31 protein-coding genes and 1 pseudogene are annotated in these 26,524 nt (G+C 73.2%); all 32 read right to left on the bottom strand.

All coding sequences use genetic code 11. The features are described 5' to 3' along the window. Window positions 1–70: 70 nt before the first annotated feature. Window positions 71–1,501 carry a hypothetical protein gene (locus tag ACFWIS_RS07865; protein WP_380523583.1) on the bottom strand — a complete coding sequence of 477 codons (1,431 nt, stop codon included), beginning with the start codon at window positions 1,499–1,501 and terminating at the stop codon, window positions 71–73. A gap of 199 nt (window positions 1,502–1,700) precedes the next feature. Next, window positions 1,701–2,207 carry a hypothetical protein gene (locus ACFWIS_RS07860; RefSeq protein WP_380523581.1) on the bottom strand — a complete coding sequence of 169 codons (507 nt, stop codon included), beginning with the start codon at window positions 2,205–2,207 and terminating at the stop codon, window positions 1,701–1,703. A 93-nt stretch (window positions 2,208–2,300) separates the two neighbouring features. Then, window positions 2,301–3,197, bottom strand: coding sequence for a hypothetical protein (locus ACFWIS_RS07855; protein WP_380523580.1), 897 nt, complete (start codon window positions 3,195–3,197; stop codon window positions 2,301–2,303). Then, on the bottom strand, window positions 3,194–3,637 hold the full coding sequence (locus ACFWIS_RS07850; protein WP_380523579.1) for a hypothetical protein: 444 nt from the start codon (window positions 3,635–3,637) through the stop codon (window positions 3,194–3,196). Before ACFWIS_RS07850 ends, ACFWIS_RS07855 begins: the two co-directional genes overlap by 4 nt. A 70-nt stretch (window positions 3,638–3,707) precedes the next feature. Next, window positions 3,708–4,217, bottom strand: coding sequence for a hypothetical protein (locus ACFWIS_RS07845; protein ID WP_380523577.1), 510 nt, complete (start codon window positions 4,215–4,217; stop codon window positions 3,708–3,710). Between the two features lie 766 nt (window positions 4,218–4,983). After that, window positions 4,984–5,670, bottom strand: coding sequence for a DUF6197 family protein (locus tag ACFWIS_RS07840; protein WP_380523575.1), 687 nt, complete (start codon window positions 5,668–5,670; stop codon window positions 4,984–4,986). A 68-nt stretch (window positions 5,671–5,738) separates the two neighbouring features. Continuing rightward, a pseudogene (locus tag ACFWIS_RS07835) lies at window positions 5,739–6,283 on the bottom strand (RNA 2'-phosphotransferase). A 119-nt stretch (window positions 6,284–6,402) separates the two neighbouring features. After that, complete coding sequence (locus ACFWIS_RS07830; protein WP_380523573.1) at window positions 6,403–6,726, bottom strand: hypothetical protein; 324 nt, start codon at window positions 6,724–6,726, stop codon at window positions 6,403–6,405. Between the two features lie 143 nt (window positions 6,727–6,869). Next, window positions 6,870–7,286 (bottom strand): hypothetical protein, encoded by a 417-nt coding sequence (locus ACFWIS_RS07825; protein ID WP_380523571.1) that lies wholly within the window; start codon window positions 7,284–7,286, stop codon window positions 6,870–6,872. 77 nt (window positions 7,287–7,363) lie between these two features. Then, window positions 7,364–8,179: a hypothetical protein gene (locus ACFWIS_RS07820; protein ID WP_380523569.1), complete on the bottom strand. Its 816-nt coding sequence runs from the start codon at window positions 8,177–8,179 to the stop codon at window positions 7,364–7,366. 93 nt (window positions 8,180–8,272) lie between these two features. Then, window positions 8,273–8,968 (bottom strand): hypothetical protein, encoded by a 696-nt coding sequence (locus ACFWIS_RS07815; RefSeq protein WP_380523568.1) that lies wholly within the window; start codon window positions 8,966–8,968, stop codon window positions 8,273–8,275. A gap of 19 nt (window positions 8,969–8,987) precedes the next feature. Continuing rightward, the gene (locus ACFWIS_RS07810; RefSeq protein WP_380523566.1) at window positions 8,988–9,449 is read right to left on the bottom strand and encodes a DUF6197 family protein; all 462 of its coding nucleotides are present in this window, start codon (window positions 9,447–9,449) and stop codon (window positions 8,988–8,990) included. 74 nt (window positions 9,450–9,523) lie between these two features. Beyond that, window positions 9,524–10,279: a hypothetical protein gene (locus ACFWIS_RS07805; protein WP_380523564.1), complete on the bottom strand. Its 756-nt coding sequence runs from the start codon at window positions 10,277–10,279 to the stop codon at window positions 9,524–9,526. Between the two features lie 7 nt (window positions 10,280–10,286). Next, on the bottom strand, window positions 10,287–10,520 hold the full coding sequence (locus ACFWIS_RS07800) for a hypothetical protein (protein WP_380523562.1): 234 nt from the start codon (window positions 10,518–10,520) through the stop codon (window positions 10,287–10,289). A gap of 17 nt (window positions 10,521–10,537) precedes the next feature. Next, on the bottom strand, window positions 10,538–11,368 hold the full coding sequence (locus ACFWIS_RS07795; RefSeq protein WP_380523560.1) for a hypothetical protein: 831 nt from the start codon (window positions 11,366–11,368) through the stop codon (window positions 10,538–10,540). A 285-nt stretch (window positions 11,369–11,653) separates the two neighbouring features. Continuing rightward, window positions 11,654–12,013 carry a hypothetical protein gene (locus ACFWIS_RS07790; RefSeq protein WP_380523559.1) on the bottom strand — a complete coding sequence of 120 codons (360 nt, stop codon included), beginning with the start codon at window positions 12,011–12,013 and terminating at the stop codon, window positions 11,654–11,656. A 115-nt stretch (window positions 12,014–12,128) separates the two neighbouring features. Further along, window positions 12,129–12,875 (bottom strand): hypothetical protein, encoded by a 747-nt coding sequence (locus tag ACFWIS_RS07785; protein ID WP_380523557.1) that lies wholly within the window; start codon window positions 12,873–12,875, stop codon window positions 12,129–12,131. Window positions 12,876–12,961: 86 nt separating this feature from the next. Continuing rightward, complete coding sequence (locus ACFWIS_RS07780; protein ID WP_380523556.1) at window positions 12,962–13,282, bottom strand: hypothetical protein; 321 nt, start codon at window positions 13,280–13,282, stop codon at window positions 12,962–12,964. A 61-nt stretch (window positions 13,283–13,343) separates the two neighbouring features. Next, on the bottom strand, window positions 13,344–15,125 hold the full coding sequence (locus ACFWIS_RS07775) for a DNA cytosine methyltransferase (RefSeq protein WP_380523554.1): 1,782 nt from the start codon (window positions 15,123–15,125) through the stop codon (window positions 13,344–13,346). Window positions 15,126–15,214: 89 nt separating this feature from the next. Next, on the bottom strand, window positions 15,215–15,805 hold the full coding sequence (locus tag ACFWIS_RS07770) for a hypothetical protein (protein ID WP_380523552.1): 591 nt from the start codon (window positions 15,803–15,805) through the stop codon (window positions 15,215–15,217). Window positions 15,806–15,942: 137 nt separating this feature from the next. Then, entirely contained in the window at window positions 15,943–16,800 is an 858-nt protein-coding gene (locus ACFWIS_RS07765; protein ID WP_380523550.1) for a methyltransferase domain-containing protein, read from the bottom strand. Between the two features lie 155 nt (window positions 16,801–16,955). After that, entirely contained in the window at window positions 16,956–17,390 is a 435-nt protein-coding gene (locus ACFWIS_RS07760) for a hypothetical protein (RefSeq protein ID WP_380523548.1), read from the bottom strand. 103 nt (window positions 17,391–17,493) lie between these two features. Then, the gene (locus tag ACFWIS_RS07755) at window positions 17,494–18,141 is read right to left on the bottom strand and encodes a hypothetical protein (protein ID WP_380523547.1); all 648 of its coding nucleotides are present in this window, start codon (window positions 18,139–18,141) and stop codon (window positions 17,494–17,496) included. A gap of 178 nt (window positions 18,142–18,319) precedes the next feature. After that, the gene (locus ACFWIS_RS07750) at window positions 18,320–18,877 is read right to left on the bottom strand and encodes a hypothetical protein (protein WP_380523544.1); all 558 of its coding nucleotides are present in this window, start codon (window positions 18,875–18,877) and stop codon (window positions 18,320–18,322) included. 133 nt (window positions 18,878–19,010) lie between these two features. After that, window positions 19,011–19,523 carry a hypothetical protein gene (locus ACFWIS_RS07745; protein ID WP_380523542.1) on the bottom strand — a complete coding sequence of 171 codons (513 nt, stop codon included), beginning with the start codon at window positions 19,521–19,523 and terminating at the stop codon, window positions 19,011–19,013. 94 nt (window positions 19,524–19,617) lie between these two features. Beyond that, window positions 19,618–20,529 carry a hypothetical protein gene (locus ACFWIS_RS07740; RefSeq protein ID WP_380523541.1) on the bottom strand — a complete coding sequence of 304 codons (912 nt, stop codon included), beginning with the start codon at window positions 20,527–20,529 and terminating at the stop codon, window positions 19,618–19,620. Between the two features lie 202 nt (window positions 20,530–20,731). Beyond that, on the bottom strand, window positions 20,732–21,562 hold the full coding sequence (locus ACFWIS_RS07735) for a hypothetical protein (protein ID WP_380523539.1): 831 nt from the start codon (window positions 21,560–21,562) through the stop codon (window positions 20,732–20,734). Between the two features lie 172 nt (window positions 21,563–21,734). Further along, a complete protein-coding gene (locus ACFWIS_RS07730) occupies window positions 21,735–22,142 on the bottom strand; it encodes a hypothetical protein (protein ID WP_380523537.1) in 408 nt (135 codons plus the stop codon). A 100-nt stretch (window positions 22,143–22,242) separates the two neighbouring features. Continuing rightward, complete coding sequence (locus tag ACFWIS_RS07725) at window positions 22,243–22,650, bottom strand: hypothetical protein (RefSeq protein ID WP_380523535.1); 408 nt, start codon at window positions 22,648–22,650, stop codon at window positions 22,243–22,245. 69 nt (window positions 22,651–22,719) lie between these two features. Beyond that, on the bottom strand, window positions 22,720–23,133 hold the full coding sequence (locus ACFWIS_RS07720) for a hypothetical protein (RefSeq protein ID WP_380523533.1): 414 nt from the start codon (window positions 23,131–23,133) through the stop codon (window positions 22,720–22,722). 214 nt (window positions 23,134–23,347) lie between these two features. Continuing rightward, window positions 23,348–23,704, bottom strand: coding sequence for a hypothetical protein (locus tag ACFWIS_RS07715; RefSeq protein ID WP_380523532.1), 357 nt, complete (start codon window positions 23,702–23,704; stop codon window positions 23,348–23,350). A gap of 161 nt (window positions 23,705–23,865) precedes the next feature. Continuing rightward, complete coding sequence (locus tag ACFWIS_RS07710; RefSeq protein WP_380523530.1) at window positions 23,866–26,100, bottom strand: hypothetical protein; 2,235 nt, start codon at window positions 26,098–26,100, stop codon at window positions 23,866–23,868. Window positions 26,101–26,524 lie beyond the last annotated feature (424 nt).

Genomic DNA, 26,524 nt, shown 5'->3' with positions numbered 1-26,524 from the left:
GGCCGCCGCCCCCCCCCCGGCCAACCCCCGGGTGTCCCGACTTCCGAGGGCGCAGTACTGGCCGGTGCCGCTACGCCATGGCCAGCGTCCGCGGCTCCAGCGGCTGCCCGCCGGCGGCCGCGGTGGATGCGACGGCGGACAGCCAGGCCGCCTCGAAGCCGCTCGCCGCCTTCGACGGCACCCTCGCCGGTGCGGCGACGAACTGCCGCTCCATGGTCGGGTAGCTGGCGCCGCGCCGCGCGTCGACCACGCGGTCGAAGCCGAAGGGGTACCCCGGAACCGCGCTCGCGGTGTGCTCCAGGAGGCGCCCCGGCCGGTCGGCGAAGCGCTCCAGGCCGGCATGGGCCTGGCGGCGGCCGAGGATGCCGACCCGGCGCACCGAGCGCCAGGCCTTCCCCTTGATCCCCGAGTCCGAGCAGAGCGGGTCCCGCCGTGCGCACCGGGCCCCGCTGGCGGCCTGGCAGGCCTTGCAGCGGGGCAGCTCGGACGCGAGCGTGCCGGATTCGGCGGCCAGCTTCCGGCAGCGGGCGCACCGGGGGCCGTGCCAGGTCTTGCAGTGCTCCGAGCGTCCGGGGGTCAGCACGCGTCGGACCTCGTAGACGCTCCAGGGCTCGGTGTCCAGCCGCTCGGCCAGCAGGTCGAGGGCGGCGGTGTTGCCCGCGCGGTGCAGTTCCTCCCGCAGCGAAGACTTCGCGTACAGCGTGAAGAGCGGGTTGAGTGCCTGGGCGGTGTACTCCAGCATCGCGGCCTGGGCGATCTGGGCCGGGAAGCGCTTGGAGCGGGCCATGTGGTCCGGCAGCGCCCCGGCGCTGACCGGGTAAGGGCATGCCCAGCAGAAGCTCTTCGGATACGAAACACCAAGGCGGTCCTGGAGGTAGGCGAGCAGGGTCGGCCTGTCCCAGCCCCAGTTGATCAGCGGGTACCACGGCCGGCGGCCGGGCTTGGCGAAGGAGGTGTCGAGCCGGGCGCGCGAGGCCTCGCCGGACTCGAAGCCGACGACGTGGCGGTAGGGGCCGGTCAGGTGCTCCTTGAACCACAGGTCCAGCGGCTCGCCCTTGGCGCGTACACTACAAAGTCGGGATCCCCCGTACATCGGCACGGTGCCGGACTCGCGCAGGTCCAGCAGCAGGCTCCACCGTCCGGAGGTGTGGATCCGGGTCGGGTTGCGGGTGTCGGAGAGGACCTCGATGCCGCACTGGGCGATGGAGGCTCCGCCGCGGGCGATCTGCACGTAGCGGACCCGGTGGGCCCGCAGCAGCGGAAGAACGTGCTGCTCGGCCAGGGCGATGCTGTCCGGCCACTCCATGCCGGTGTGAGCAGTGATCAAAACAAGATCGGACAGGTCGGGCCGTAGGCCGTACGCGGTTGGGTTCTCCAGGAAACGCAGGATGACCGCGGTGGAGTCGGCCCCCAGGCCCCAGTTGACGACGGTGGTGCCGCACGGTTCCGGCTCGGGGAAGGCCTCGGCGTTGTTGAACAGGGCGAGCTGGCGGGAGGTCATGGCGAAGTGGGCTCCATGCGCCCGGGGCGCGAGAGGCCCGGGGCGGTTGGTCGGGGAAGGTCCTGCGGTGGAGCCGGAGGGTCCGGCCGCGCCGGGCATGTCCGGGCCGCGACCGCGACGGGCGAGGGTCCGGTCGGCCGCGCCGCCCATCCGCGGTCCCGTGTGCGCCGCACTGGCGCGGCGCGCACGGGGCGGGCGGTCAAGCGGCGGTCGGGGCCGCCGCCAGCGCCGCCAGCGCCTCGGCGGCGGCGGGAATCCGAAGCTGGGTCAGGTCGACGTCGACCACGCCGTGGGCGTACAGCTTGACGGTGTGGCAGGGGCGGGCGCCGGAGGGCTGCGGCAGGTCGAAGGTCAGGTGCTCACCGGGTCCGAGGTGACCGGCCAGTGCGCTCAGCTCGGTGATGGTCACGGGCCCGGAGGGGTAGACGATCGCCTCGGCGCTCAGCGCGGCGCTGACGAGGCGCTCGGCGCCGGTGACCGGCAGGCCCAGGGCCAGAATGCCGGCGCGCAGCGGGCAGGTGACCAGGGCCACCACCTGCCCGCCGTCCAGCGTCCCGGCCAGGGCAACCGAGTCGGTGCCCGCCGCCGGATCTGGCCAGCCGTCCCGCACCCGCAGCGCGGGCGCCGCCGCCATGAGCGCGGCCGCGGCCTGCTGGCGGCCGGTGCGCACGCTCTCCTGCCACTTGTCGAGGGCGGTGGTGTTCATGGGTTCTCCTGCGTCCTGTGTGGGTGACAAGGGGTTCGATTTCGACCGGGAGCCACCCGGCCTGACAAGAGAAAGACTACCATGAATAGTGCATCAATGGGGCGGTCTCGGGGGAGGATACGAGGTCGGCGCCACGACGACCCGGGTCCGGCGCGGCCCGACGGACCGCGCGTAGACGTGATTGCCGCCATGCTCAAGCCGACTCGCCCCCACGGCCTCCAGGGCCTCGGCCAACCAGAGACCGCCCGGCTCCCCCTCCCGCCGTGGCCGCGCCCCGAACCCCTGGAGCCGACGCTCAACCCCCAGGTGCCCGCTCTCGTCCCGGCGCACCTTCATCGCCGCCCGGTCGGTGAGCACCGAGCCGTCCGGCAGGATCACCAGCCGCCGCGGCCTGCTGCGGCCCAGGTACGCGAAGTCCTGCGCCGCGTAGACGTGCCCCACATGGCCGGGCATGACCACCTCCGCGCCCAGCGGCGTGACCCTGGTGCGCGGGTGCGGGTCCGAGTAGGCCACCACGCCCCGCACACCGCGCCGGGCCGCGAGCGCGAAGCCAGCCGCGCACAGCCACGACTCCCCGTTGCTGGGCACCTCGTCCAGCAGGACCAGCCGGCTCAGCTCCACCGACTCGCGATAGGCCTCCAGCGAGGGGAACACCCGCGTCAGCACCCCCTTGGACATCGGCACCCCGAGCGCGAGCACACCGACCAGGCGGCCGCCGTCCGGCTCACCCGGCCCCGCCGCCGCGGTACGCAGCTGCATGCCGAACGCCATCCGCACCGCCGGCCAGGACCCGCTGTAGTGGTGCCGCGTCACGAACCGGCGCGCGGGGCCGGCCTCCAGCGGCACGCACCGGTACAGCGCCGGATCGAACCCCCCTTCGCTCGTCCGCCTCCAGGTCGCCCGCCGATCGTTCCAGCGCTGACACCACACCGGTTCGGGCAGGTCCAGCCCCAGCTGCTCCCCGCCGGCCTCGCCCGCGCGGGCGCTCACGCCCGGCCTCCCGGCTCGGACCCGAGGCCCGGCCCGACGCGCAGCGCGAAGGCGACGGCGCCGAACTCGCTGGTCTGCCAGACGGTCTCATCGTCCCGGACCGCCTCCAGAAGGCCGTCCTCGCGCACGAGGCCGAACCTGGCCGACAGGAAGCGGCGGGCCTCACCCCGGGGCGCCGTCCTCCAGCCGTGCCCGGCCAGCGCGCGGTCCACGTCCTCGGTCGTCCGGGGCGACCAGGGGCGTCCCGTCTCGTCCGGGACCGGGGTGTCCGGCGGCAGGAGGCGGTGTCCGGCACCGGCGGTCGGCGCACCGCTCGGTAGCGCCCAGATGTCCGACGCGCCAGCTTCGCCGGTTGGCAGGTGCAGCCAGACGTAGAGGACGGGCGGCGAGGGGGTGCGGGTGGTCCAGGGGAAGGCGGGGTTCTCGTCGATCGTGATCATTTCCGTTCGTGGGAGGGATGGTGACGGCTGGTGGGCTTGGGGCCGGTCCGGGCGTCCGGCCGGTGTACCGTCAGCGGCCCTTTGCCCAGCCCATGCTGTAGGTGATGTGCCGCTCGACGGGCGGGACGGTGCTCATCAGGTGGAGCGGGTAGGTGGTGCCGCCGGTGAAGGGCTCGCCGTCCCATTGCACGGCCGCGGCGAGGCGGTTGCGGATGACGACGGAGCCCTTGCGGCCGGAGGAGGGTCCGCCGGTGGCCCAGAACTCGGTTCCGGTGTCGAAGGCCTCGTGGGGGGCCCGGCCCGTGTCGCGTACCTCCGCCCACAGGTCGCGGAAGGCGCGCTGCTTGTCGGAGCTGGCGAGGATGCGGTCGCGGATCTGCTCGGCGATCGAGCGTTCGGCGATGTTGTCGACGCCCAGCTGCATGCTGCGGTACGTGCTCACGCCGCCGTAGGCGACCCAGTACCTGGGGAACTTCACCTCCCAGGGATCCGCGGTGGGGGCAGTGCAGGTGAGCCGGACGTATCCGAGTTCGGCGTCCGGCTCGTAGGGGTCGGCCCACCAGAACTCGGTGGCGGTCATGCGGTGGACGCGGGTCACAACGGGGCCTCTCGATATCGCGGGCTCGCCGGCCGACCGGCGAGCTGTGGGGTGGTGGCGGGGGCGCGCCCGGGGCCGTGGCCCATTAAGGGCGCGCGCCTTCGCCGCCGTCGGAGGGACCGGGCGATCACGCCGGGTCCCCCGGCTCGGGTCCGCGGTCAGCGGGAAGGGGGTGGTGGACCACGCACGAGGCCTTGGAACAGGGACGGCCGATGGCGGTGATGAACTGGCGGTGCGCCTCGAAGGCCTCGGTCACCCAGTCGTCGCCCTCGGCGAGTTCGGGGCGCCACTGGGCCCAGCTCGCGCGTGCCTCGGTGAGGTCGGCCAGGCTGTAGAACTCGTCGGCCCCGTGCTGGCGGATCAGGTCGATCCACGAGGCGCGGGCGCGCTGGTAGGCCCGGGGGGGAGTGGTCGTAGCCGGAGGCCGGGTCGATGTCGTCGATCGCGACCCCGGCGGCGAAGCAGATCGCGGTCCGTGCGTCGGCCATCGAGGTGAGGCGGTCAGCCTCGCAGACCGAGCAGCAGGAATCCGTCCGGGCGATGGACATGAGCAAGAGGGTCGGGTTGAACCGGAAGCCGGACACGATCTCTCCGTGGTGGTGCGGCCAGCGCGTGCCGGCCGGTGGGTGTTTGTGGTTATCGGTGGGGTGGGAGCGGGAGGGCTGCGCCGTGCCGCGGGTGCCGGCCGGTCGGCCGGAGCTGGGCGGGGAAAGGTGCCTCCGGGGCCGTCGGCCCCGGAGGCGCGGGGTCAGGCGGCGGTCAGGGCGGCGCCGCGCAGGAACGCGGCTGCTGCTGCGGCGGTCCGGCCCGGGGCGGTACCCCAGTTCCAGACCGTGGCCCGGTGGTAGTCCGTGGTCGTGGCGTTCCACCACGGCGGGACCACGACCGGGCAGCCGTTGACGTGATCGGCCAGAAGTCCCAGGGCGGCGGTGCCCACTGCGGCCCGCTGGGTGTGGTCGAGGCGCCGTACGGCCAGGTTCAGGGCGTGGGGGATGGTGGCGGGTCCCCGCTGGGCGTCGCGCGACCACTCCCAGGGGCCCAGGTGCAGCCCGACGTGTTCCAGGTGGTCGGCGGCGAACTCCAGCACCGAGGCCGCGGTGGGGCGCACCCGCCGCCGCGGTCGCCGACCGCGCCTGAATGGCTCGGCAGGTGCCGCCCGGATGCCGGCCACCGCCACCAGCCGCCACATCGACGGCAGGTCCGCGTCCAGGTGCTTGGCCGTGGTGGTCATCTCGACGCTCTGGCCCTGGTGGTCGTTGACCCGCAGGGTGAGGGCGCCGCTGGACTCGTCAGCGTCTACGGCGACGCTGTGGCGGCCGGGGGTGACCCCGTAGACGATGCCGTTGGGCAGGGCCTCGGTGACGAAGCACCGGGCGCTGTCGGCGAAGGCGTCGGCGAGCGAGCCGCCGGGAGCGGGCAGGGGGGACGTGGTCACGGGGGCGTTCTCCTGGGGAAGCGCGGTGAGTCGGGCCGGGGCGGGCCGGTCTTGGCCCGCCCCGGTTCTCACGTGCGGGTGAGGAAGTGTGCAGGGACGTGGGAGGTCAGCCAGACGCCGTTGGGGCTGACCTGGAACTCGTGACCCGCCCGTGTCATGACGGCGGTGCCCACGGCCAGGACGGCGGACTGTCCGCGCCGGGCCCCGACCTGACGGGCGGTACGGGAGTCGGGGGACAGGTGGACGTCGTGGCGGGTCATCGGCCGCAGGCCTTCGCGCAGGATCGTCATGACGGCGCCCTTGGCGGTGCTGTGGAACAGCACCGCAGGCGGCTCGGCGGTGGGCAGGCCCAGGGCGACCACAACGGTGTGCCCCTGGTTGGCTCGGATGGACCGGCCGTCCTCGGAGTAGGCGAATCGGCGCTTGGTGTCGGTGCCACGACGTGGTCGAGCTCTGCCCGGGTGACGGCAGCACCGTGGGCCGCGAGGGCGGCCAGCAGTGCGTCGGTCCCCGTCCAGCCCGCCCGGTCGAGCGTGATCCCGGCCAGCTCGGACCGGTGGCGAAGGAGGAAGGCCAGCAGCCTGCTGGTCTTGACGGCCCGTTGTCCGGGCATGGCGGTGCTTCCTTTCGTGAGGTGGGGGCGCTGATCGCCCGGACCGCGTCGGGGACGTGTCGGCCCGGCGGTGCCGCCAGCCGCGTTTGTAGCTGGCGGCACCGCCCGGCTACCGGCCGTCAGTCGTGCGGAGAGCCGAAGACCTGGCCGGGAACGACGTCGAGATGGTTCGTGAGATCCCAGGTGAGAACGTTTCCGTCCCAGAGCTCCGCGACGACCTGCACCGACACCAGGTGCTGCTCGTCGGGCCTGGGGCCGTAGAGCTCCCACTGCGCCGACACCCGGAGGGGGGTGGAGGTGTTGTCGCGCAGCTTGCCCCTGAGCATGAGCGCGATCTGCTCCTCGGTCGCGCTGCGCAGCGGCACGTACTCGCCGACGATGCACTCGGTGCAGTCGCAGTCCGCCGGGTCGATCGCGATAAGGCGCTTCTTCTCGTAGTACATGATGGTCCTCCCGTGCTTGTCGGTTCGATTGCCTTCCGAGAGCCACCCGGACTGACAAGGAAAAGGCTACCATGAATAGTGCATTGAAGCCAGGTCAATGCACTCCCCCGCGTCGCGCCGTCCCATCGAGCGCCCGCCCGGCGTCAGCGCGGCGGCACCGTCAGGGTGTACACGTCACCCGACCCGTACGGCGGGGTGTTGCCCGCCAGGTCGCACAGGTGATCGTGGATCGGCCCCTCCAGGTCCTCGGCCAGCCGCGAGCCGTCGCTGAAGACGACCACCGCCTCCACGGCGGACCAGCACCACCGGCCGTCCCACAGCACGGACGGGACCTCGATCGCCGTGATCCGCACCTCGGAGGCGTCCGCCTCCCCGTACAACCAGCCGAGCTCCTCCCGGAGGGCTTCGTGCATGTACTGGACCGAGCGCCGGTCCTCCTCCTCCAGCAGCAGGGTCCGCAGGCTCCACAGGGTGCCGGCGCCGACCCCCTGGAGCGAAGTGGCGAACTCCGCAGAGTTCAGCAGAGCGTCGAGGTCGAAACGGTCGGGGTCGGTGGTCACGCAGGCCTCCAGCGAGCGGCGGTCGAGGAAAGGGGCGCGGCCGGTCCGGCAGGGCCTGCCGGACCGGGACGGTGCTGCTACAGCAGCCCGAGGACCAGGAGGACCAGGTCGAGATCCGCCTCGATGTCGAGCCCGGCCCGCGTCCCGTCGTCCTCGGGGGCGCCGTCGGCGAGATGGACGTTCACGACGGTGCGCCCCGTACCGAGCCCGGCCAGCGTGTCGGTTCCCGGCACGTTCGGGTACGGGGTGAGAATGGGGAACGCGGCAGCGAGCCGCGCGTACGCGCTGGGGACGGCGAACGGCTGGTGCTCGTCCTCCGGAGGCAGGGCGCTGCGCAGCGCGCGCACGACCGAGCCGAGCGGGGCCCGGGCCTCCAGCAGGATCCGGCCGGGTGCGTTGGAGCAGACCGTGGCCGTGACGTCCGGCCCCTGCCGCCATTCCACGACGTCGCCGCCGGCCAGCATGGTGCCCGTCGCCTGTGCCTCGTCGGGCAGACGGGCGATCAGCTCGGTCATCGTCAGCAGCTGGAGCAGCCGTCGCCGCTCGGGCGCGGCATCGGGCTCCAAGGCCGGGGCGAGGTGGCTGCGGGCGATGTTGGCCGCCAGGGTGGCCGGGGTGATGTGCCGCAGGGCGATCCGGGTCGTGGACACGGGAATCCGGTCGCCTCCCGGCTCGCCGGTGTAGGGCAAGGTGCGCACCGTGATGCCCTCGCAGGTGTGGGTGATCAGGACCCTTCGGGCGCGGTCCCGCAGGACGGCCTGCGGGTGCCCGGCCGCGTCGTGGCCGGCCGGGTCGGCGCCCCAGGGGCCCCGGGGGGCGGGCAGCAGCTCGCCCGCGTCGGCGGCGAGCCAGGCCAGGTCCCAGGGGCGGCCGAAGGTCGTGGTTGAGGTCATGGCGTTTCCTTCGCAAGAGGATGGGGTGCGGGGCGGGGCTCCGGGGCGCCGCCCGGCCGACGGCCGCCGCAGCGGTCGTTGGCCGGGCGCGGGTTACCAGAGCGCGGGCGTCAGCGCGGTGGTCACGGCGGCGTCGCGGGCCTGGCGTCGGCGAAGGCGAGGGGGGACGGCCAGTTCGAGCACCTGGTACTCCTCGATCAGGAGCGCGTTGAACTGCGCGCCGTAGGCCTGGACCAGGCGCCGGACCGCGTCCAGCTCGGCCCGCTGGCGCAGCTCCGCCAGGCTCCGGCCCGCCTTCGCGTGCGCGGCCGCCTCGGCGGCCTCGGCGAGCCGGAGCTCGGCGGCGGCAGCCGTGGCCTCCCCCAGGCGGCTGAGCAGCGCGTCCCGGAACGCAGCGGCCCCCTTGCGCCAGGCCTCGGCCTCGGGCGAGCGGTCCTCGGCCCGCTCCTCGAATTGGGCCTCCACCAGGCTCTGGAGGTGGGTCAACGCCCTGATCCAGCGCTCCACGTTGGCCACATCGCGCAGCGCCCCCGCCTGCACCGGCGTCACCGTGGCCCGGACGTCCTGGACCACCAGGACGGCGAACTCCACGTCACCGAGCGCCGCGACCTGCTCGGTCACCGGCAGCGACGTGGCGGGCACGATGGCCTTGCTGGTCAGGTGGTACCAGCCGCATGCGCATAGGTAGGGCGTCAGGTTGTGGACGTAGGTGGCGGCGGTGCGCGCGGCGGCGGTCGTCGTCGCGAACCGGGCCTTGGCAGGGGTCGTGCACGTCTTCGTGTGCGTCATCTCGTCTCCCGGAGGGCGGTCATCGTCGGGCGGGCGCGGCGGCGCGGATGGTCCGGGCGGCCGCAGCGGCCGTCAGGCCCTCGGACTCGCCCCACGACGAAAGGACGGTGAGCCGGTAGTCGGCCTCCGACAGGCCAAGGGGCCGGTACAGATCCGGGGTGATCGGCACGTCCGACAGGTGGTCGGACAGGACCCGCAGCGCCTCGGAGAACTCCGCCGGGTGGTAGGCCCGGGGGCGCACGGTGACCTGCCCGTGGCGGCGGGCACCGGCGCGGATGGTCCGACCGGCCGCCAGCCGCTGCGCACGCTCGAAGGCGTGCAGCACCGAGCAGGGCGCGTCGGGCGCGTAGGTGGCGGGCGGGTAGGACGCCCAGTCCTTCTCGTTGAGCGTCGCGCCCTGGTGGAGACCGGTGGTCTCGATGCGGCGGGCGGTCAGCTCCATGACCAGCTGGGTGCGGGACATGCGGTGACGGGTGCTCACGGGTTCCTCCTCGTGTACGGGTTCGATTGCCTTCCGGGAGCCACCCGATCTGACAAGAAAAAGGCTACCATGAATCATGCATTTCTGGGAGTGTTCTGCCCTCTCTGTCCTCGGGCTCCGTCGGCGAGGGCCGCCAGCATCCCCGCGAACCTCTCCGGGGTCTGCTCCGGCCACGGGGCGTCGCCGTCCAGGGCGGCGCGCACGCACGCCTCCCACTCGCGGTAGAACTCGATCAGCACGTCGCTCAGCGCCAGGGTGGCGGCCTCGTCGGCGAAATCCACGCCGGTGCCTTCCAGCCAGGCCGCCACCGTGCGGGCCCGGGCCTTGGTGCCGCAGCCCGAGGCGAGCCTGACCCGCACCCGCCAGGGCACGCACACGCTCCACGGGGCGGGGGAGTGCCGGCCGGCGGGCCGGTGCAGCACCAGGACGGCCGGCTTCCCGGCCGCCGGGGCCGGTGGGGGGACGGGTGCAGGGTGACGCCTGAACAGCTCGTCGACATCGCCAAGGGAGGCGAAGCGCCCGCCGGCCCCGTTGTCACAGGCGGCAGCCAATACTGCCTGGGGGTCGTAGCGGCCCGGCACAGCGAGGAGGGCGACGGTGGGGTGGATGAGGTCGCCCACCGTGATGGTGCGGGCGTCGGGGAGGGCGAAGGCCGCCGGGGTGCCGTCCGCGCGGACGGCGGCGACGGTGACGGGCTGGTAGTCGACCCGGTCGTCGTGCGGGGCGCCACCCGGCGCGGGGTACCGGGTCTCCAGGACGGCGAGCTGGCCACGGACGGCCCGCCGTGAAAGCGGGGTCTCGGCGCCGGTGCGGACGGTGGGGCTGGTCATGGCTCTCCTAGGTGGTCGGGTCACCGGCGGGCCGGATCGGGGCCTCGGTGACCGAGGTGTGGCGGAGGTAGGCGAACAGGGGGTCGGCCAGGTCCTCGTGCACCCCGGCGGCGTGCCGGTCGCACATCGCCCAGCGCTGGGTGCGGCGTTCGGCGAACGTGATGACGAGCAGCCTGGTGGCTACGGAGACGCAGGCCCCGGGTCGGTCGGTGTAGGCGGCGGAAGCACAGGTGATCGGCATCGGGATCCTCGCGGGGGTCAGGTGTTCGCACCGATCCACGCCGCGACGGCGTCGGCGCAGGCCTCGGCGTCACGGTGGGCGTCCAGCCCGTGGCCGGAGTAGACGTCGGTGCGCTCGCCCGGGTCGTGGTCGGGGTGGAAGGCGGCGAACCAGCCGTCGTGGTCGCCGACTTGATGGTCGGCCCGGGCGTCGTCGGTGACGAGGATCTCGCCGCCCGGGACGGTGAGCGCAACGGCGGTGCAACCGCCCCCGGTGGGGACCACAGTGGCGGTCAGGCCGCGTTCGGCCAGCGCCAGGACGAGCAGTTCGCCGGCGTTCGCCTCGGGAGCGCCGGCCGCTGCGGAAGTGCGCGGGGCCGGAGCGGCCGGCGTGCGGTGCAGCCAGAACCCCTCCCCGGCGTCGTCCAGGATGCGGCGGCCCACCTCCCAGTCCGTGAGGCGGGAGACCTGGTCCCACGTCCACGGCTCCCCCGCGTGCTGCGTGGCGTCGGGGCCGTCGGTCAGCCACAGCAGGTCCACGGGGGCGGCGGTGAACAACTCGCCGACGATCCGACGCTCGATGCGGACGAAGACGCGGTTCCCGGTCACCTCGACCGGCCGGCCCGAGTCGTTGCGTGCCGCGAAGACCGGGCACGCCGTGCAGTCCGGGTACTGCCGGGCGGCGACACACGCACCATAGGGCCCCCACTTGCTCAACCGGGTGTCGCGCCGGCTCTCGTGCAGGGCGGCCCAGGATCGCGGCCGCAGGGCGCACTGGGCGTCGAAGGTGCCGATGTGGGCGTTCAGGGACAGGCGGTTCCAGCCGCCCGGGTGGCGGACCGGCTCGGGGGCGGGGAGGTACAGCGGCATGGCGGGAGTATCCGATCGGGAGGTGGGGAGGGGAGGGGCCGGGTCCAGTCGTCGGGCTGGTGCGCCGCTCGCCGGAGGTCGGGAGCGCAGGGCCGGGGGGGGGGGGCCCCCCACACCGGGCCCCCCCCCGCGGATAAAAAGGGGGGGGGGACCGCCACCCCCGCGCTGGGGGGGGCGGGGGAGGTGGGGGCGGGGCGCTGTGGGGGGGGGGGGGGGCGGGGGGGGGGCGGGGGGGCGGGGGGGGGGGGGGGGCCCCCCCCCCCGCGCCCCCCCCCCCCGGGGTATCTACAGGGAGGCGATCCAGGCCCGTCCGTACGGGGTCAGGACGTCGCTGTGGACGGGGCGGGTCCACCCCAGGGTGTCGGCCTTGTCGACGGCCAGCCGCCACATGGCCGTGGAGATCCCGCTGCGGCGCCACGTCGCGCGGACGCCGACCCACCAGACCATCCCGTCGTGACGGTCCCACAGCAGCGAACCCACCCTCACGCCGTCGGTGGTCACGGCGCTGACGCCGTGGCAGCCCTCCGCCGCGAAGCCGTGGGTGAGCCGATGGGGCGCGTACTCGAAGCTCTCGTAGACGATCTCCCCTGCCACGGACTCGGACGCCTGGGTTCCGGGGTGACGTGCGGTCATAACGGTGCTCATGTGCTCTCTCCTGAGGTTCGATTGCCTTCCGGGAGCCACCCGGCCTGACGTGTAAAAGACTGCCATGAAAAGCGCATTGAAAATGGGGTTCTTGGTCCCCTTCGGCGCCGCACGGCTACCCGGCCCGGCGCGCCCAGCGCTCCGCCGCGCGGCTCAGCTCGTACCCAACGTTCTCGGCCCGGTGGAGGTGCAGCGCGGCGTCCGCCGCCCGCTGAGTCACCTGCGCGACCAGGGCAGCCGCGCGCTCGGCGGCCCAGCCCTCCCGGATCACATCGAGCTGGCGTCCCCTCTGGGACGCCTCGTCGGCGGCATCGCACGCCGCGACGAACAGGCCCTTCGTCGCCTCGGCCGCCTCCTCGGCCAGGCGGGCGTGTTTCCGCAGCGAGGCCATGAGCTCGGCGGCCCCCTCCTTGCCCAGGGCCCTGCCTGCCTGCTCCAGCACCCGGCCGCTGCCGCGCTGCATCGCCAGGGCGGCAGCCTGCGCGATCAGCTGGCTCGCCTCGTAGTCCTTCTGTGCCGCCGGGAGTGCGGCGTGGGCGCGCGCGGCCGGCCGGGGGACCGTCGGCCTCGGCGCCTCGTCCGCCGTGACCGTCGACGCGCACTCCACGGCGTGCGCGTCCTTCTCGACGAAGCGACTGATGCCCCGCACGATCCACCAGGTGAGCGGATCGTAGGGTGGCAAGCCGGTCTCGTCGCCGAACTTCTCCAGCTCGTACGCGGTGAAGTTGCTGCCCCGGCCGAACCGCTGCGCGCAGTAGGCCACGTTCAGTGCCCGCTTGGCGTTGGCCATGGTGATCGGGTAGTCCCTGCCGTTGACGCGGTAGCCGACGATCCGGCCGTCCGTCAGGTGCAGCACGCCCATGTCTTCTCCTTCTCGAAGCGGTGGCTGGGGTGGTGAGGGCCCGGCCCGGGCCGATCAGGATCGGCCCGGGCCGGGTGTGGGGATGGTCAGCCCTCGGTGGGCGGGTTGAACGGGTTGGGGCCGAAGTCGGGGTCCCTTGGGTACAGGGCGATCACCTTGACCGCGTACTTCGGCGGGACGTGGCCGAACTCGCGCTCCTTCTGGCTCTCCTCGGTGCCCGGCAGGCCGTAGGCCTCGCCGTCGGCATACAGCACGTCGCTGAAGCCCTCCAGAGCGCCGTAGTGGTTGCCTTCCGGGTCGGAGGACAGGACCACCGGCGTCGAGGGGCTGAATCCCTCCTTGCGGATCAGGATGGTCAGGATCGTGCACAGCTCGCCGATGGTGACGGTCTGCTTGGTCTTGCTCATGTGCGCCTCCGTGGCGGGTTCAGCTGCCTTTCGGGCGCCACCCGGTCTGACATGAAAAAGACTACCATGAAAAGAGCATCTCTTGGGCGTGTGTCTGACCCTCCATCGCCACCGCCGCCACCGCGGTCCGGCCCTGCCGGGCCCCGGCACCCGCCAGCCCAGTCCCGGCGTACTCCAGCTGCTCCGGAGGCCGGGCGTCGGCGTGAGGGGCGGGCGGAGGCGGGGCGGCGGCCTGGTGGTGGCCCGGCTCCAGGTCCGGCGTGCCCAGTCCGTAGAGCGCCCGCTGATATTCGGAGGTCGGCTGGTACCAGTCCTCGCCCTGGATGGCGGCGGAGATGGCCGCGCCCATGAACGGACTCACCGCGTCGGCCTGCATCTGGGCGATGTTCCGGATGCCCTCGGCACCCTTGCGGGTGGGGATGTAGGTCCACGGGTAGTCCCGGCAGAAGCCGACAAGCATGCCGAGTTCGGGCAGGCTGATCTTGACGGTGCCCTCGCCCTGGGGGATGTGGGCCGGGCGGAACCTGATGCCGTACCAGGGGGCCGTGACGCACTGTCCGACGGTGTTGAGAGGGAACGAGCCGCCGCCCGTCGGCTTGCCCGTCTTGGGGTTCACCCCGCGCTTGCCCCGGGTGTCGGCCCACCAGTCCGACGGGAGGTTCAGCGCGGCCGCGACGGTCACCGTCGGCAGGGCCGGGCGCCCCTGGTAGGGCTCGATCCGCCAGCTGAGCTCCGGTGCCCACTCCGGCAGGTGGCCGGTCTGCCTGAGGATGTGCGCCCACATCTCGCGGGCCGCCGCCTCGCCGTCCACGTGATCCGCGTAGCGGGGAAACTCGCTACGGGTGGCGACCATCCACGCGCGCTCGCGGTGTGTGGCGGCGCCGAAGTCGGCGGCGTCCTCGATCTGCCATGAGCACCAGGCCCAACCGAGCCCCTCCGCGCTGGTGAGCTCGGACTGGATGGCCTCGGCCAGGGCCGGGGTCTGCCGCAGCAGGTTCGCGCTCTGCTCCATGGTGATGGACCGCAGCGGAGCGCCGATCTGCACGAGACACATCGGCCAGATCAGCATCTCGGCCATGAGCGCGGTGCGCTCGTCGGAAACCGAGCTCGCCGCCCACTCCCGGAACTCGGCAGGGGTCATGCACGGAGGCAGGTGCCCGCCGCCGCAGAACTCGCCCCAGCCGTCGGCGTCAGGGTGATCCTCCATACCGTCCAGGACGTCGCCGAAGTAGCCGTGCGGGCCGCCGTAGAGGCTGCACAGGTCGTCAACCTCCAAGAACCCAAACGCTTCGGAGGCCTGCCACATGATCGACTGGAGCTCGGAGACCTCCTCCGCGTTCCACCCGGCACGCTTGCCCGCGCTGGACAGGGTCTGGCACGGCGGGGAGCCATGGAACCGGTGCACGCTGCGCAGGACGGGATGCCGCGGGTCGAGTGTGCGGATGTCCGTCTCGACCACCCAGTGACCGGCTGCCCGGGCGGTCGCCGCGGCGTCGCGGTTGGACTCGATCAGCACCCAGTCGCCGGCGCCGTCCACCAGCCCTCGACCGGCGGACATGCCGCCCGGACCTCCGAACGCCTCGACGCCGCGCTCCGGCTCGCCCGCGGCCCACGGCCGGGCCCAGTGCGGCGGGTAGGGGGCCGCGAAGTCGGTGCAGGCCCGGCAGTCCGCGCACGAGCTGCCGGAGTTGCAGGCGATGCAGTCGAGACAGGTCCAGCCGTCCCACTCCAGCACCGCCGGGCGGAACCCGGCGGCATAGGGGCGGCCGTATCCGTCCGTCGCCGTGCCGTGCGCGGGGATGTCCGCCGACAGGTCGGCACGGCCGTGGGAGATCTTCGACATGGTGACGTCTTTCCGTGCGGGAACGAGAGGTTCGATGCCTTCCGGGAGCCACCCGACATGACAGTAAAAAGACTACCATGAATAGAGCATCAATTGGGGTGGTGGTCGCCCCCCTCCATCGGCCCGCGCGCAGCGCCACCGACGCTTGCCGCAGGAAGGACCACGCCGCCGGCCGACCGCACCCACCCCACCTTCCGCAGATCGCCCGCGGCCTCGAACTCCCGGAACATCTGCGCACATTCGCTCTCCGGCATCCCGAACACCGCGAACTCCGCCGCGATCCCACGCGCCTTCTCCGCCGCCCGCGCCACCTCCTCCCGGGCCCGGCGAAGACGCCCCCAGGCCCACATCGCCTCCAGCCGCAGCGCCCGAGCATGCAGCTCGGCCAGCGGGCCCACCAGCTCGCCGCCGGCCAGGAGCTCGGCCACCTGTGGCCCCAGAACCTCCCGCGCCCGCCGCCCCGACGCGGCCCCCGTCGGCGCCAGGGTCTTGTCCCACTCCAGCGCCCACACCCCCGCCCGCGACCGGGTGAACAGGAACTTCAACCGCAGCGACACCCGGTACACCACGTGCACCTCCACGCTGACGGTCATGCGCTCCCACTGCTCCAGGTCGGGCGGGACCTGGATCACCGCCGTGGCGCCGCGCCATGGAAGGCGCCTGGTGATCTCGTCGTTCATGGACTTCTCGCTCTCGTTCTGGTTCCTGCTCGGGATGCTGCCGACGCCCGCGGCGCCGTGCGGTGAGTGTTCAGCCGGGCGGCCGGGGACCCGAGCTCGCGACGGGCCCCCGGAACGGCGGTCAGAGCAGCGTCGGCTCAGCCTCGGCGACGACCGGCCTGGGGCGGCTGACCGCCAGCGGACGTCCGACCGGAGCGGCGTTCCCCGTCCCCTCCACTGGCGCAGGAGCGGACACCGGCGGCGACGCGCGGCGCCCGCGCGGTGAAGTCGCAGAACACCATCTCGGTCGCGGGGGAAACGCCACGCCACTGATCCCGCACACCGGAGGTGTCCACGGAGATGCTCATCTCCAGCCGCAGCCCCGTGTCCCGCTCGAACCGCTCGTACTCCGCGCTGCGCTCCTCCCGGTAGCCGCCACGCTGGCCGCTGAACCGAAACGGGGCCGACTCCTGCGGGACGAGGAATACCCCCCACCGGGCCAACTCGGCGGCGACGGCGAGGGCGTGATACTCGAATCGGCGGCTGCGCACCCCCGGGCCGTCCCCGGTGCGCTCGACGAACCCGTACGGCGGGTTGCTGATCGCCATGTCGAACCGGCCCAGGTCCTCGGGCAGGTCGAAGATGTCGGCGCAGACCCACCGGGCCTCGGGGAGCACCCTGCGGCCAACCTTGACGTAAGCCGGGTTGCGCTCCACACAGACCATCTCGCGCTCCGGCGCGCCCAGGTCGTTGATGCAGTGCCAGGCCAGGCGGCCGATGCCCGCGCACAGGTCCAGCACCCGCTGGACCTCCGGTCCGGCTGCCTCCAGGGCGAAGGCGTCGGCCAGGTCCGGCGGGGCGAAGAACGCGCCCTCCAAGCCGTTGGCCGAAGTGGACGACTCCTGCCAGTTGTCCAGTACGAACTCCCGCTCCGAGTGCGTGAGCGGCCGGTCGAGGTCGACCAGGGCCTGCGCCTTCCGGTGCAGCTTCGCCATGTCCTTGGACAGGTGCGGCATAGTGGGGTCCTTCCGTGTGGGGTGAGAGGTTCGATTGCCTTCCGGGAGCCACCCGGCCTGATAAAGAAAAGATTACCATGAATAGTGCATTCATGGGGCGAGGTTGGTCACCTTCCGTGGACGCTGGCCCAGGTCGGCGCCCGGGGTCGCGTGGCTCAGACCCGATCGGACATCGCCGGGACCTGTCCCCGGGCTCCCCTGGGGATCACCTGCACGGGCAGGGGCAGCCCGTAGTGCTCCGCCAGCGCCGTGACCGCTTCCAGTCCACCGGCCACGGGTTCCGGGGCCGTGCGGTCCAAGTGGTCGGTCACCTCGTAGAGCCCCTGGGGGAAGTGCCCGAGGTAGCGCAGCGTGCCCCGCAGGCCGGGATGCTCGGGGAACTCGACCGAACTCGTGTAGGCGGCCGGGGCGCCGACGCGGCGGACGACGGCGACGGTACGCGGCCCGGCGGCGGGCTCGGCGGAAGCGTCCTGCTCCTCCGTCTCCTCGCGGCTGTCGCCGTCGGCCCGCTCGGCCGATGTCCGTGCAGTGGCCGGGAAGGGCAGCGCTTCGGCGACGTGGTCCTGTGCGGTGCGGTGGAGGGTCTGCATCGGTTGTTCCTTTGCGATCGGGGGTGATGGTCTGTGGGCTGATGGGCCGGGCCGCGGCTGGCGGCGCGGCCCGGGCACGCGGTTGCCGTCGTGCTCGGCGGGCTCATTCGGGGGCTTTGGCCGGGGGGAGGCGCAGCAAGGCGAGGATGGCGCGGGCCAGGGGCACGGACACGGAGTTGATCTTGAGGTTGGCCGACTTCCCTCCGGCGTTGACGTGCACGGTCCCGGAGGCGTGGGCGCGCTCGGGGCAGTGGTAAGTATCGGAGTGGAACGAGCCGGCGCTCTGCTCCTGGTCCCACTGGTAGGGGTGCAGGGCGGGCAGGGCGGCCACCAGCGAGCGCATCGCCTCCTTCCGCGCCGCACGCCGTCGCTGATCCGAGGCGACGTCGGCCTGCATCCCCGGCAGCGCCGCGGCGTAGTCCGGCAGCAGTCGCCGGCGGATGTCCCGGGCAAGGTCGTCCGGGGCCCGGCCGGCGGAGACGCCGATCGAGTAGACCGCGTCTCCGGTCCAGCCCTGCGGGTTGATGCCGCGGACCGTCAGCCGGCCGCGGTTCGCGTCGGTCGAGCTCTTATGCTCCAGGCGCAGCGCCAGGCCGGTCGGGTGGTACAGCGTGACGGCGCCGTAGACCCACCGGTCCACCTGGTGCCACCAGCCGGGCTCCATCGTCTCGGCGGTATCGAGCGCCGCGGCGACGTCGCGGCCCAGCTCCTCGAACCGGCGGTCGAGTTCCGCCTGCTCGGCGTCGGTCATCGGGTTCTCGCTCTCTGCACGATGTGGCGGCGGCCGGGCCTTCGCGGCCGGCCGCCGCCGGAGGGCTTCCGGGGGGTTGCCGCGGCGAGGATCCTCGAAGCTGCGGTCGAGTCCCCGCTTGGTCGTCGGTGACCGCCCTGTGTGGAGCGGTGGCCGGGCCGGGGCCCGGCCACCGGGGTCAGGCGCCGGGCCGCGGCGTGGGCGGGACGGACACGGCCTCGCCCACCGGCCTGGTGGTGCCAGCGGCCTCAAGGGCGCTCCCGTAGGCCGCCAGTCGGGCCCGGTCGCCGGCGGTCAGCCGGTTGGCGCCCAGGCGGCGCAGCGCGAATCCGCCATCCCGGGCGGCGGCCTGGCGGACGTTGGGCAGGCGCTCGGCGGCCCGCCGGGCGTCCTCCATCCGCTCGCCGACGGTGCGGCCGAGCACCTGGTCGTGCTTGTCGAGGATCAGCCAGGCGTCAGTCGGCGCGCCGTTCTCGGCGGCCTCGGCGATCCGGGGGTCCGCCTCGGTGATCTCCAGTCGCTGCGGGTCGGCGACGGTGATTTCCCAGAGCTGCCGCTCGGGGTCGACCACCAGGATGCGGGGGTGGCCGGAGTCCTCGTCCCAGCCGGTCACCAGGGCGATCGCGCGGCCTTGCTCGGTGCCGTGGAGCCAGGCCAGAGCGTTGGGCTCGATCGGGACGCCGTTGCGGTCCAGTACGGGCTGGTCAGGGGTGGTGCCATTGGTGGGATTACTCACGGGCTCATCTCCTGTCGAGAGGTTCGATGCCTTCCGGGTGCCACCCGGCCTGACAAGAAAAAAACTACCATGAACGATGCATCATTAGTAGTGGTTCGGCGCCTTGAGGCCCACCCGGGGGCCTGGTGCGGGTTCAGTAGGAGGCGGATCCGAAGAACAGCCAACCCCGGTGCTCCGTCGGCCCTCCCCGGAGGGTGACGTCGAATTCGCCGGAGCGGATGCGGCTGGTGCGCGGGCAGCGCTCGAAGACGCCGCAGGTGCGGCGCTCGACCGACTCGCCCGGCAGCAGCTGGCCGTTCTCGGCGAGGATGGCGGCCGCCGCCTCCTCCGGCGTCGCGTAGCCCTGCGTGCTCTGCGGGACGGTCACCCTGACGTGTCGCTGGTCGGACAGGACGGGGATGGCGCCGGCGGGCCCCCACTTGTCCTGTACTGGGTGCTCGTCGGCCCGCATGATCCGCTCGGCCAGGGCCTCGGCGTCGTCCATGGACAAAGCGGTGTCGCTGATGATCTGGTACTCGTCCTTCTCCGCGATCGTGCCGGTGTCGCCTCGGTGGCCGTACTCGTACTGGGCGTTCTCGACGGCGTCCCGGAACGCCTGCGAGACGTCGGTGCCGTCCTGGTAGGCGGTGAAGTCCAGGGCTCCCATGGGTGCTCCTTGCGGTGTGTTTGGTCGTACGTGAGGGGGATTGAGGGGGGTGGTGCGGGGCCGCCGCCGGGCGGTGCGGCGGACCCGGGTCGGGTCAGCGTCGGGTGGCCGCCGGGCCCGCCTCGCTGCGGGCGTAGGAGAACGGGCCGGACGGCCAGATGGCCGTGACCTGCTGGCTGAGCAGAAGGTCCATGAGGTCGGGGTCGGGCTGGCCGGGGAGTAGCAGCGCGCGGCGCGGGGTCGGCGCGAAGAACCGCGACTGGTCATTGAGCCTGCCCAGGGCCTCCCAGACGCCAGGCCGGGCGCAGCTGGCCAGGGTGACGACCAGTTCCTCGCGGGTGCGGTCGAACAGTTCTACCTGCATCTCGGAGAGGCTGTGGCCGGTGGCGATCCGGTACCCGGCGGTCTCGCAGCGGTCCGACAGGCGCAGGAAGCCCTCGTAGCGCGCCAGCATCTCGGCGGCGGCCTGCTGCGCGGGTGCGAGGCGCTGGCCGGGTAGGGCGCTGCGGATGCCGGGGGCGGTCCGCGTGACCTGGCGCTCCGTCACGGCCGCCGCCTGGTCCGGCAGGCCGCGCGGCGGGCCGCTGAGGGGCCGCAGCCGGAACACGAGGGCCTGGCGCACCTCCAGCGGCCGGCGCGGGTCCCCGGGGGACTCGACCTGCGCGAAAGGCATGCGGCTGTCGAGCCGGTAGTCGCCGATGTACTCGACCGGGCCGAAGGCCGGTTGGAGGAACAGCCGCAGGGCGCGGCCCTCGGCTTCGTGCCGCAGCAGGGCGCCGTTGCCCTGGTTGAGCTTCTGGTCCGTTCCGTCGACCCCGCCCTCACCCCCGAAGTGCACGTGTTCGCCCGTCCAGCCGTCGAACCGGCTCGCGGCGGTGGAGGTGCTGAACAGCAGGATGTTCGGACTCGTCCGGGAAGGGCTGATGCGCGGGTGGATGCGGCCGCCGAAGCGGTCGTGCAGCTCGGAGCGCTCGATGCGGTCGCCGGGAATGAGGTGCCAGTCCATGCGGACGTCTCCTTGGGGGTGTTGGGGTGCTGCCGGGACGGGGCCGCGTCCGGGCGGCCTGAGCCTTCGGCCCAGGCCGCCCGGGAGCCGCCCGATGCGACAAGGGAAAGGCTACCATGAAGAAGGCATCAAATGTGGGTCATGGGCCCCGCCACAAGCTGCTTCGGGGCCCACGATGACCCGTCCGCCTGCTGTCGGGCAGTCATGCGGCAGCGAGTGCGGCTCGTTGCCGGGCCCGGGCGTTCTTCGCCCTCAGCTGCTCGTCGCGCTGGCGCTGGAGCTCGCCGAACGAGGCGCCGAACTTCTTGGCGGTGCCTCGGTTCGCCGGGATCCCGACCCGCTGGTCACCGAGCACCGCCAGCAGGTCAGAGGCGCTCTGGTCGCTGTATCCGGCGGACTCTAGAGCCTCGACGGTCGGGAAGACGTCGGCATGCCGCATGTGCTCGCGGTCCACCAGGTGGTCCTCCTTGCCGCCCAGGCTCGCGCACCACAGGAAGTTCGCCGGCTGGTCCGGCTTCACCAGCCGCAGGAACCGGGAGATGGCCTTGGTGTAGCAGTAGAACCGCACGTGCGGGGCGGACCTGGCGATCCGCAGCCAGCTGAGCAAGTAGGCGTCGGACCAGAAGTCGCCGGCGTCGTGGATGCGGACCCAGACGTTGGGGCCCTGGTAGCGGCGCCCGCGCAGCTCCGCCTTCATCCGGCGCTCCCACTCCTGCGGCTCGCCCAGGACGAGTTCGAGGTTGCGCACATGTGCGGCCAGGACGTTGGGGAGTCGGCGGTAGGAGCTTCCGGGGGCGACCGCGTAGCAGAGGGGGCCGCCGCAGACCCCGGCCTGGGGGCAGGTGTTGAAGAACTTCCCGCTGGTCAGCTGCACGACCCATGCCGGGAGCGTCCACGTGAAGACACGGGGCTGATCGGGTTCGCCGGTGCGGCGGCAGACGTCGGTGTTGTTGTTCGACAGCAACTTGTCGGGCCAGGCCAGTTGGCTCGGCGGGTCGATTTCCAGGCCGGGGATGGGCAGGGGGGTGGACATGAGGGGCTCCGGAGGGGTCTTGGCGCGGGGGTGACGGGCCCGGCGGCGCGGGAAGGTGCGGCGATGCTCCGGGCTTCGGCGGCTGGAGCTGCGGTCCGGGCGGGGCCGGATCGGGGGAGCAGGGAGGGGCCGCCCGAACCAGTGCGTGGCTGGTGAGGGCGGCCCCGTCCGATCAGCCCAGGTATCGGTAGCCGGTGATCTTCCAGGAGACGCGCAGCACCTCCTTGAGCTGCTCACTCGCGTCGTACCACTCGCCTTCACTCGCCTGGTGCACGGCCGCGTTCAGGAGGCCGGCCAGGTACTGAGCGTCGCGGGCCTCCGGGTTGGGCAGGCTGATGCAGGTCGGCGGCAGGCTGTTCCAAACGGCCATCAGCTTCCCGGCCGGGGACTGCGGGTGCGGGTCCTCGCCCACCGGCCACGGTTCGGGAACGGGTTCCACCTCGGCTTCCCTCAGCTGCGCACCGGCCCCGTGCCGTGCGACGTCGAGGATCTCGGCGACGGTTTCGAGGGCGGCGGGGAAGAGGCGGCGGTACTCGGCCTCGCGGTTGGACCACGGCCACGGGTCTCGGAAAGTGGGCATGGCGGTTCCTCCGTGCTGACGGTTCGACTGCCGCCGGGAGCCACCCGGCCTGACAGGAAAAAGAATACCATGAAAAGTGCACTCAAAGAGTGTGCTCAAGCTAGTTGTCCAACCGCATCCGGTACTCCTGCGTCAGCGCCCCGCCGCCTTCCTCGAACCGTTCGGCCGCGCGCACCGCCCACCGGATGGCGTGCTCCGCGTTCCCGCGGTCGTACCGCCACGAATCCCAGTGCCGGGTCTGCGGGTCCGTCACGATCCGCAGCAGCTCCCCTGCCAGGGCCGCCACCTCGCGCATATCCGCCGCCGGATCGGCACTGCACCCGCCCTCGACCGCCGCCAGTAGCTCCAACGCACGACGGGCCGGCTCCGCGCAGCCTTCTTCCGCGCGCGACAGCGACGACAACTCGTCGGAGACGTTCAACAGGCGGCGCTGCGAGTACTCCTCCGGGTACAGGACCCGGAACGGCGCCGGCGGCAGAGCCGCCAGCGTGCCCGGGCCGGGCGGCACGGGAGTGTCCTTGCTCGGTAGCTGGTGGGGAAGGGGTGGGCGCCGCCGTTGGGCGGCGCCCGGTGGTGGTCAGGCCGGGAACCCGGTGGCCCGCCACGCGTCGCGCAGCGCCCGCTTGGTGAAGATCGTCGCCGCCAGCCACGCGCCCTGGCTACCGGCCCATACGGCCTGGTTCAGCAGGCTCACCAGGCGTTCGGCGGCACGGAGTTCCACGCTGGGCTGCCCGGGGCAGGTGTCCGCGAGGGCGCGCAGGTTGCGGTACAGCTCGATCCACTGCCCCGCAGGGGACTGCGGGTCCGGTGCCTTGCCGTGCGGCCAGGGCGCCGGGGAAGCCTCGACTCCGGCGTCGCGCAGCCGGTGCGCCCAGCCTGGTACGGCGGCGTCGACGAGCTCCGACGCGATGTGCACGGCTGCGGGCAACAGAAGGCGGTACTCGGTCTCGTGGTCGGCGTGCGGCCGGGGAATGATGGCGGTGCTCGTCATCGGTCGTCCTCTTTCGCTGGGTTCGATTGCCTTCCGGGAGCCGCCTGGCCTGACAAGATAAAGACTACCATGGATAGCGCATCAAAGGAGCTTGTGGACCTCGGTCCTTGGCTGCTGCTGGTGTCGGTTCCGATCGGCGACCCTGCGTCAACCGGGCCGGTGCTGCGGATGGTGCGGCGGGGCCGCGGTCGTGCCGCGACCCCACTGTGGGCGGTCACGCCCGGGTGAACGCCTTCCCTTCCGCGTCGATCCCGTGGGAGTCGCCCTCGTCGTCGCGCTCCGCGTGGGCGAGCAGCAAGCCGTCGGCGGTCGACGGCCGCCCGTAGGCCCGAAGGAAGTCGCAGAACACCTCGGCTTCCGAGCAGGTCAGTCCGGCCGAGCTGTTGCTCACGTCGTGCAGCAGGTATCCGTCGCCGATGGCGTCGGCGAGCTCCTGGGCGGCGCCGACCTGGGCGGCGGTAATGATGGTGTGGTCGGTGCCCCCGCAGTGAGGGCAGTGGAACGGCTCGGTCGGGCCGTCGACGGCGACGACGGCGCAGCACTGGGTGCAGTAAGCGGCAGCGGCAGCCACGGGCGCGCACCTTTCATGGTGATCGGAGGGTGTTCCGGCAGGGGTGCCCGCAAAGCCTGGGCCTTCCGGAAGCGAACCGCCTGCCATGGAAAAGATTACCATGAAAAGTGCATCAAATGGGGTGTGCCCCTGCACCCCCACCCTCGACCACCGCCGGTCCGTCAGGTCAGCACCGGGGCGGACGACTCGGACCGCCCAGGCCCCCCGACCAGCTCCCCCAGCCGCGCCTCGGCCCCCTCCCGGGTCTCCTGCGCCATGACGGCTAGGACGTCGCCCACGGTCGGCCTGATCCGCCCGCCGCGCGGCCCGGACCGCCCGTCGGCCCACCGCGCCGCGCCGTGCTGCTTCTTGACGGCGTACTGCCCCCGCTCGGGAAGCCAGATCAGTTCGAACACCCACCGCCCGACGTCAGTCGTGCCACTGATCCTCACCACCAGCATCCGGCCGTCCGTGCCGGTGCGGCAGGTCATCCGCCACCCGCCCTCGGCCGCCGCCGCCCAGAGTTCACCGACCGACCGCGGAACCGGGTGCACCGGGCCCCACTGCCCGTGCGCGTCGATCGGCGCAGCCGTACCGGCCGCGGCCTTCCTGCGGGCCTGGCGGCGGGCCAGGGCGGCGTCCGCCACGGCCTGGGCCCGCTCCCGGCGCTGCCGCTCCGCAGCCTCCCGTGCCCAGCGCTCGTCGAGCCGCTGGAGGGCCTCCCGCGCCTGCCGATCCCGGTCCCGCTCCGCCTCGCCGGCCTCGGCAGGGGACAGCCGGCCCCCCGCAACCTCGCGCTCGACCAGCCCAACCGGGCCGCTCACCCGGAAACGGCCCTTGCCGAGGTAGGCAACGACGCGACCCGCGTACCGGACCACGCCGTCCTCGTCCGCCGCCGGCTGCACCCACACCTGGTCACCCCGGGAGAACCGGCCGCGACCGTCCTCCGCGTGGCCGTCCGCCTCGGCGGCCAGCCGCGCCAGGAAGTCCCGCCGCGCCCACTCCGCCGCCTTCTCACCCTCCCCCGCCCGCCGCGCCGCCTGGTAGACCTCCTCCCCGGCCCGGTGCCGGGCGATGCGCTCGGCCTTCAGCTGCTCCCGGACGGCGGCGTGCCGGGCCCGGCGCTCCCGGAGCGCGTGGTCGACCAGCAGCAGCCGCCGAACCTGCCGCGCCTCCTCCACCGCCCCGGCCGCCGCCCACCGCTCCAGGACCGCGAAATCCCGCAGCACGTCCAGCGACAGCCACGCGTCCCACCCGCGCCCGACCAGCGCCGACCACACCCTCACCGCCACCTGGTGACCCTCACCACTGCGCCGCCAGGCACCGGGCGCGTACAGCTCCTCACCGCGCCGCGACTCCTGCGCCAGCGTCAGCGCCCGCTCCTGCTGCGCCTGGTCGCCGCCGGCCAGCAGCAGCGCGGCGGCGGCCGCGCCCAGCGCGTACACCGCCCGGTTGGTGTCCTTCTCCAGCGCACCGTACGCGCCGAGCTCGGCGCGCGGGTCCCCGCCCGGCCGGGAGGCATCCCAGCCCTGGAGGTAGGTCATGCCGGGGCGCCGGTTCTCCTCCCACCACTCGGCGAACCGGCGGGCGGGCACCTCGTAGGCCTCGATGACGGACAGCGCGAACTCCTCGGCGGTGCCGTCCGGGTGCTCGGACCGCCAGGCGGCCTCCTCGGCCTCGTCGGCGGTCAGCTGCGCGGCGACGTACGGGGCGCACAGCGCCTCCGCCTCCGCGCCGAGCGCCGCGTCCCGGGCCTGCCGGGCGGCTTCCTCGCACACCTCGGCCAGGGGCCGGGCGTCCTCGGCCAGGGCGAACGTGCGGCGGGCCCGTCCGGTCCCGGCCTGCGCGGCCTGCTCGGCCAGGAACCGGGCGCTCTTCTCGGCCTCACTGGCACGGCCGGCCAGCGCCGTGACGGATTCGAGGGCGGCGTTCGCCCACGCCTCGCCGGCGGCCTGCGCCTCCTGGAGCCGGCGGTGGACGTCCCGCACCTCGTCCGCGTGCCGGGCCGCGGCCTGGTGCTGGGCGGTGGCGTCGGCGCTCCACTGCTCGGCGCTGCGGCCGTGGTGGGTGACACCGTCCGCCTCCTTGTCGGCGTCGACCAGCGCCGGAGCGTAGCGGCCGAGCAGATCGCCGACCTCCGACCAGGCGGAGCGGATCGGGATCGGGTTGCCGTCGCGGGTCTCGGTGGCGTGGGACCAGCGGAAGGCGCCCAAGCGGTCCGCCGTCCAGTTGCAGGTGAGTTCGACGGACACGGTGCCGCGGCCGCTGACGACACGGGCAGCCAAGTGGACCGTGACCCGCTCGGCGCCGGGTTCGGTGCTGACCGTCCAGCCGGCAGCGGCGGCGCGCTCGGCCAGGCGGACGGCGTTGCGGGGAAGCGGGGCCGTGTCGGCGGGGGCAGGGTTCGGGATGGTCACGGTGGGGGCCTCTCTGGTGGGCGGTGGGCTGTGGTTCGACGCCCGGGCGGGCGGATGCCGGCCGCCCGGGCGTGGCCCTGGTGGGGGCCAAGGCGCCGTCAGCTGTCGGCGGGGCCGCAGTCGTCGGGCGTGATGTCCGCCGCCCCGTACAGGGCAGCGCACAGCACGGCAGCCGGATCCCTGCGGCCAGTGTCGGGGCTGGGAGGACCGGCCGGGGCGCGGAAGCGAGTCGGTGGGCGGTTGCCCGGGTCGCGTATCCGGCCCGGCCGGTCCGGGCCCCGCAGCGATCCCCGGGTGCCTCAGCCTTCGGCGGGCGAAGGAAGTGACCGGTTTCCCGGTCCTGACGGTATCCGGTGGTGCTGCGGGGCAGTCTGGATAGCGGCCTTACGGCCGGTCACGAGGGGCGGCTGGGAACTGCCGTCCT

Origin of the sequence: Kitasatospora sp. NPDC127060 (assembly GCF_042724935.1) — a bacterium.
Classification (GTDB): Bacteria; Actinomycetota; Actinomycetes; order Streptomycetales; family Streptomycetaceae; genus Kitasatospora.
The sequence above is the reverse complement of the archived record's forward strand: the minus strand, read 5'-3'. Positions and strand labels throughout refer to the sequence as shown.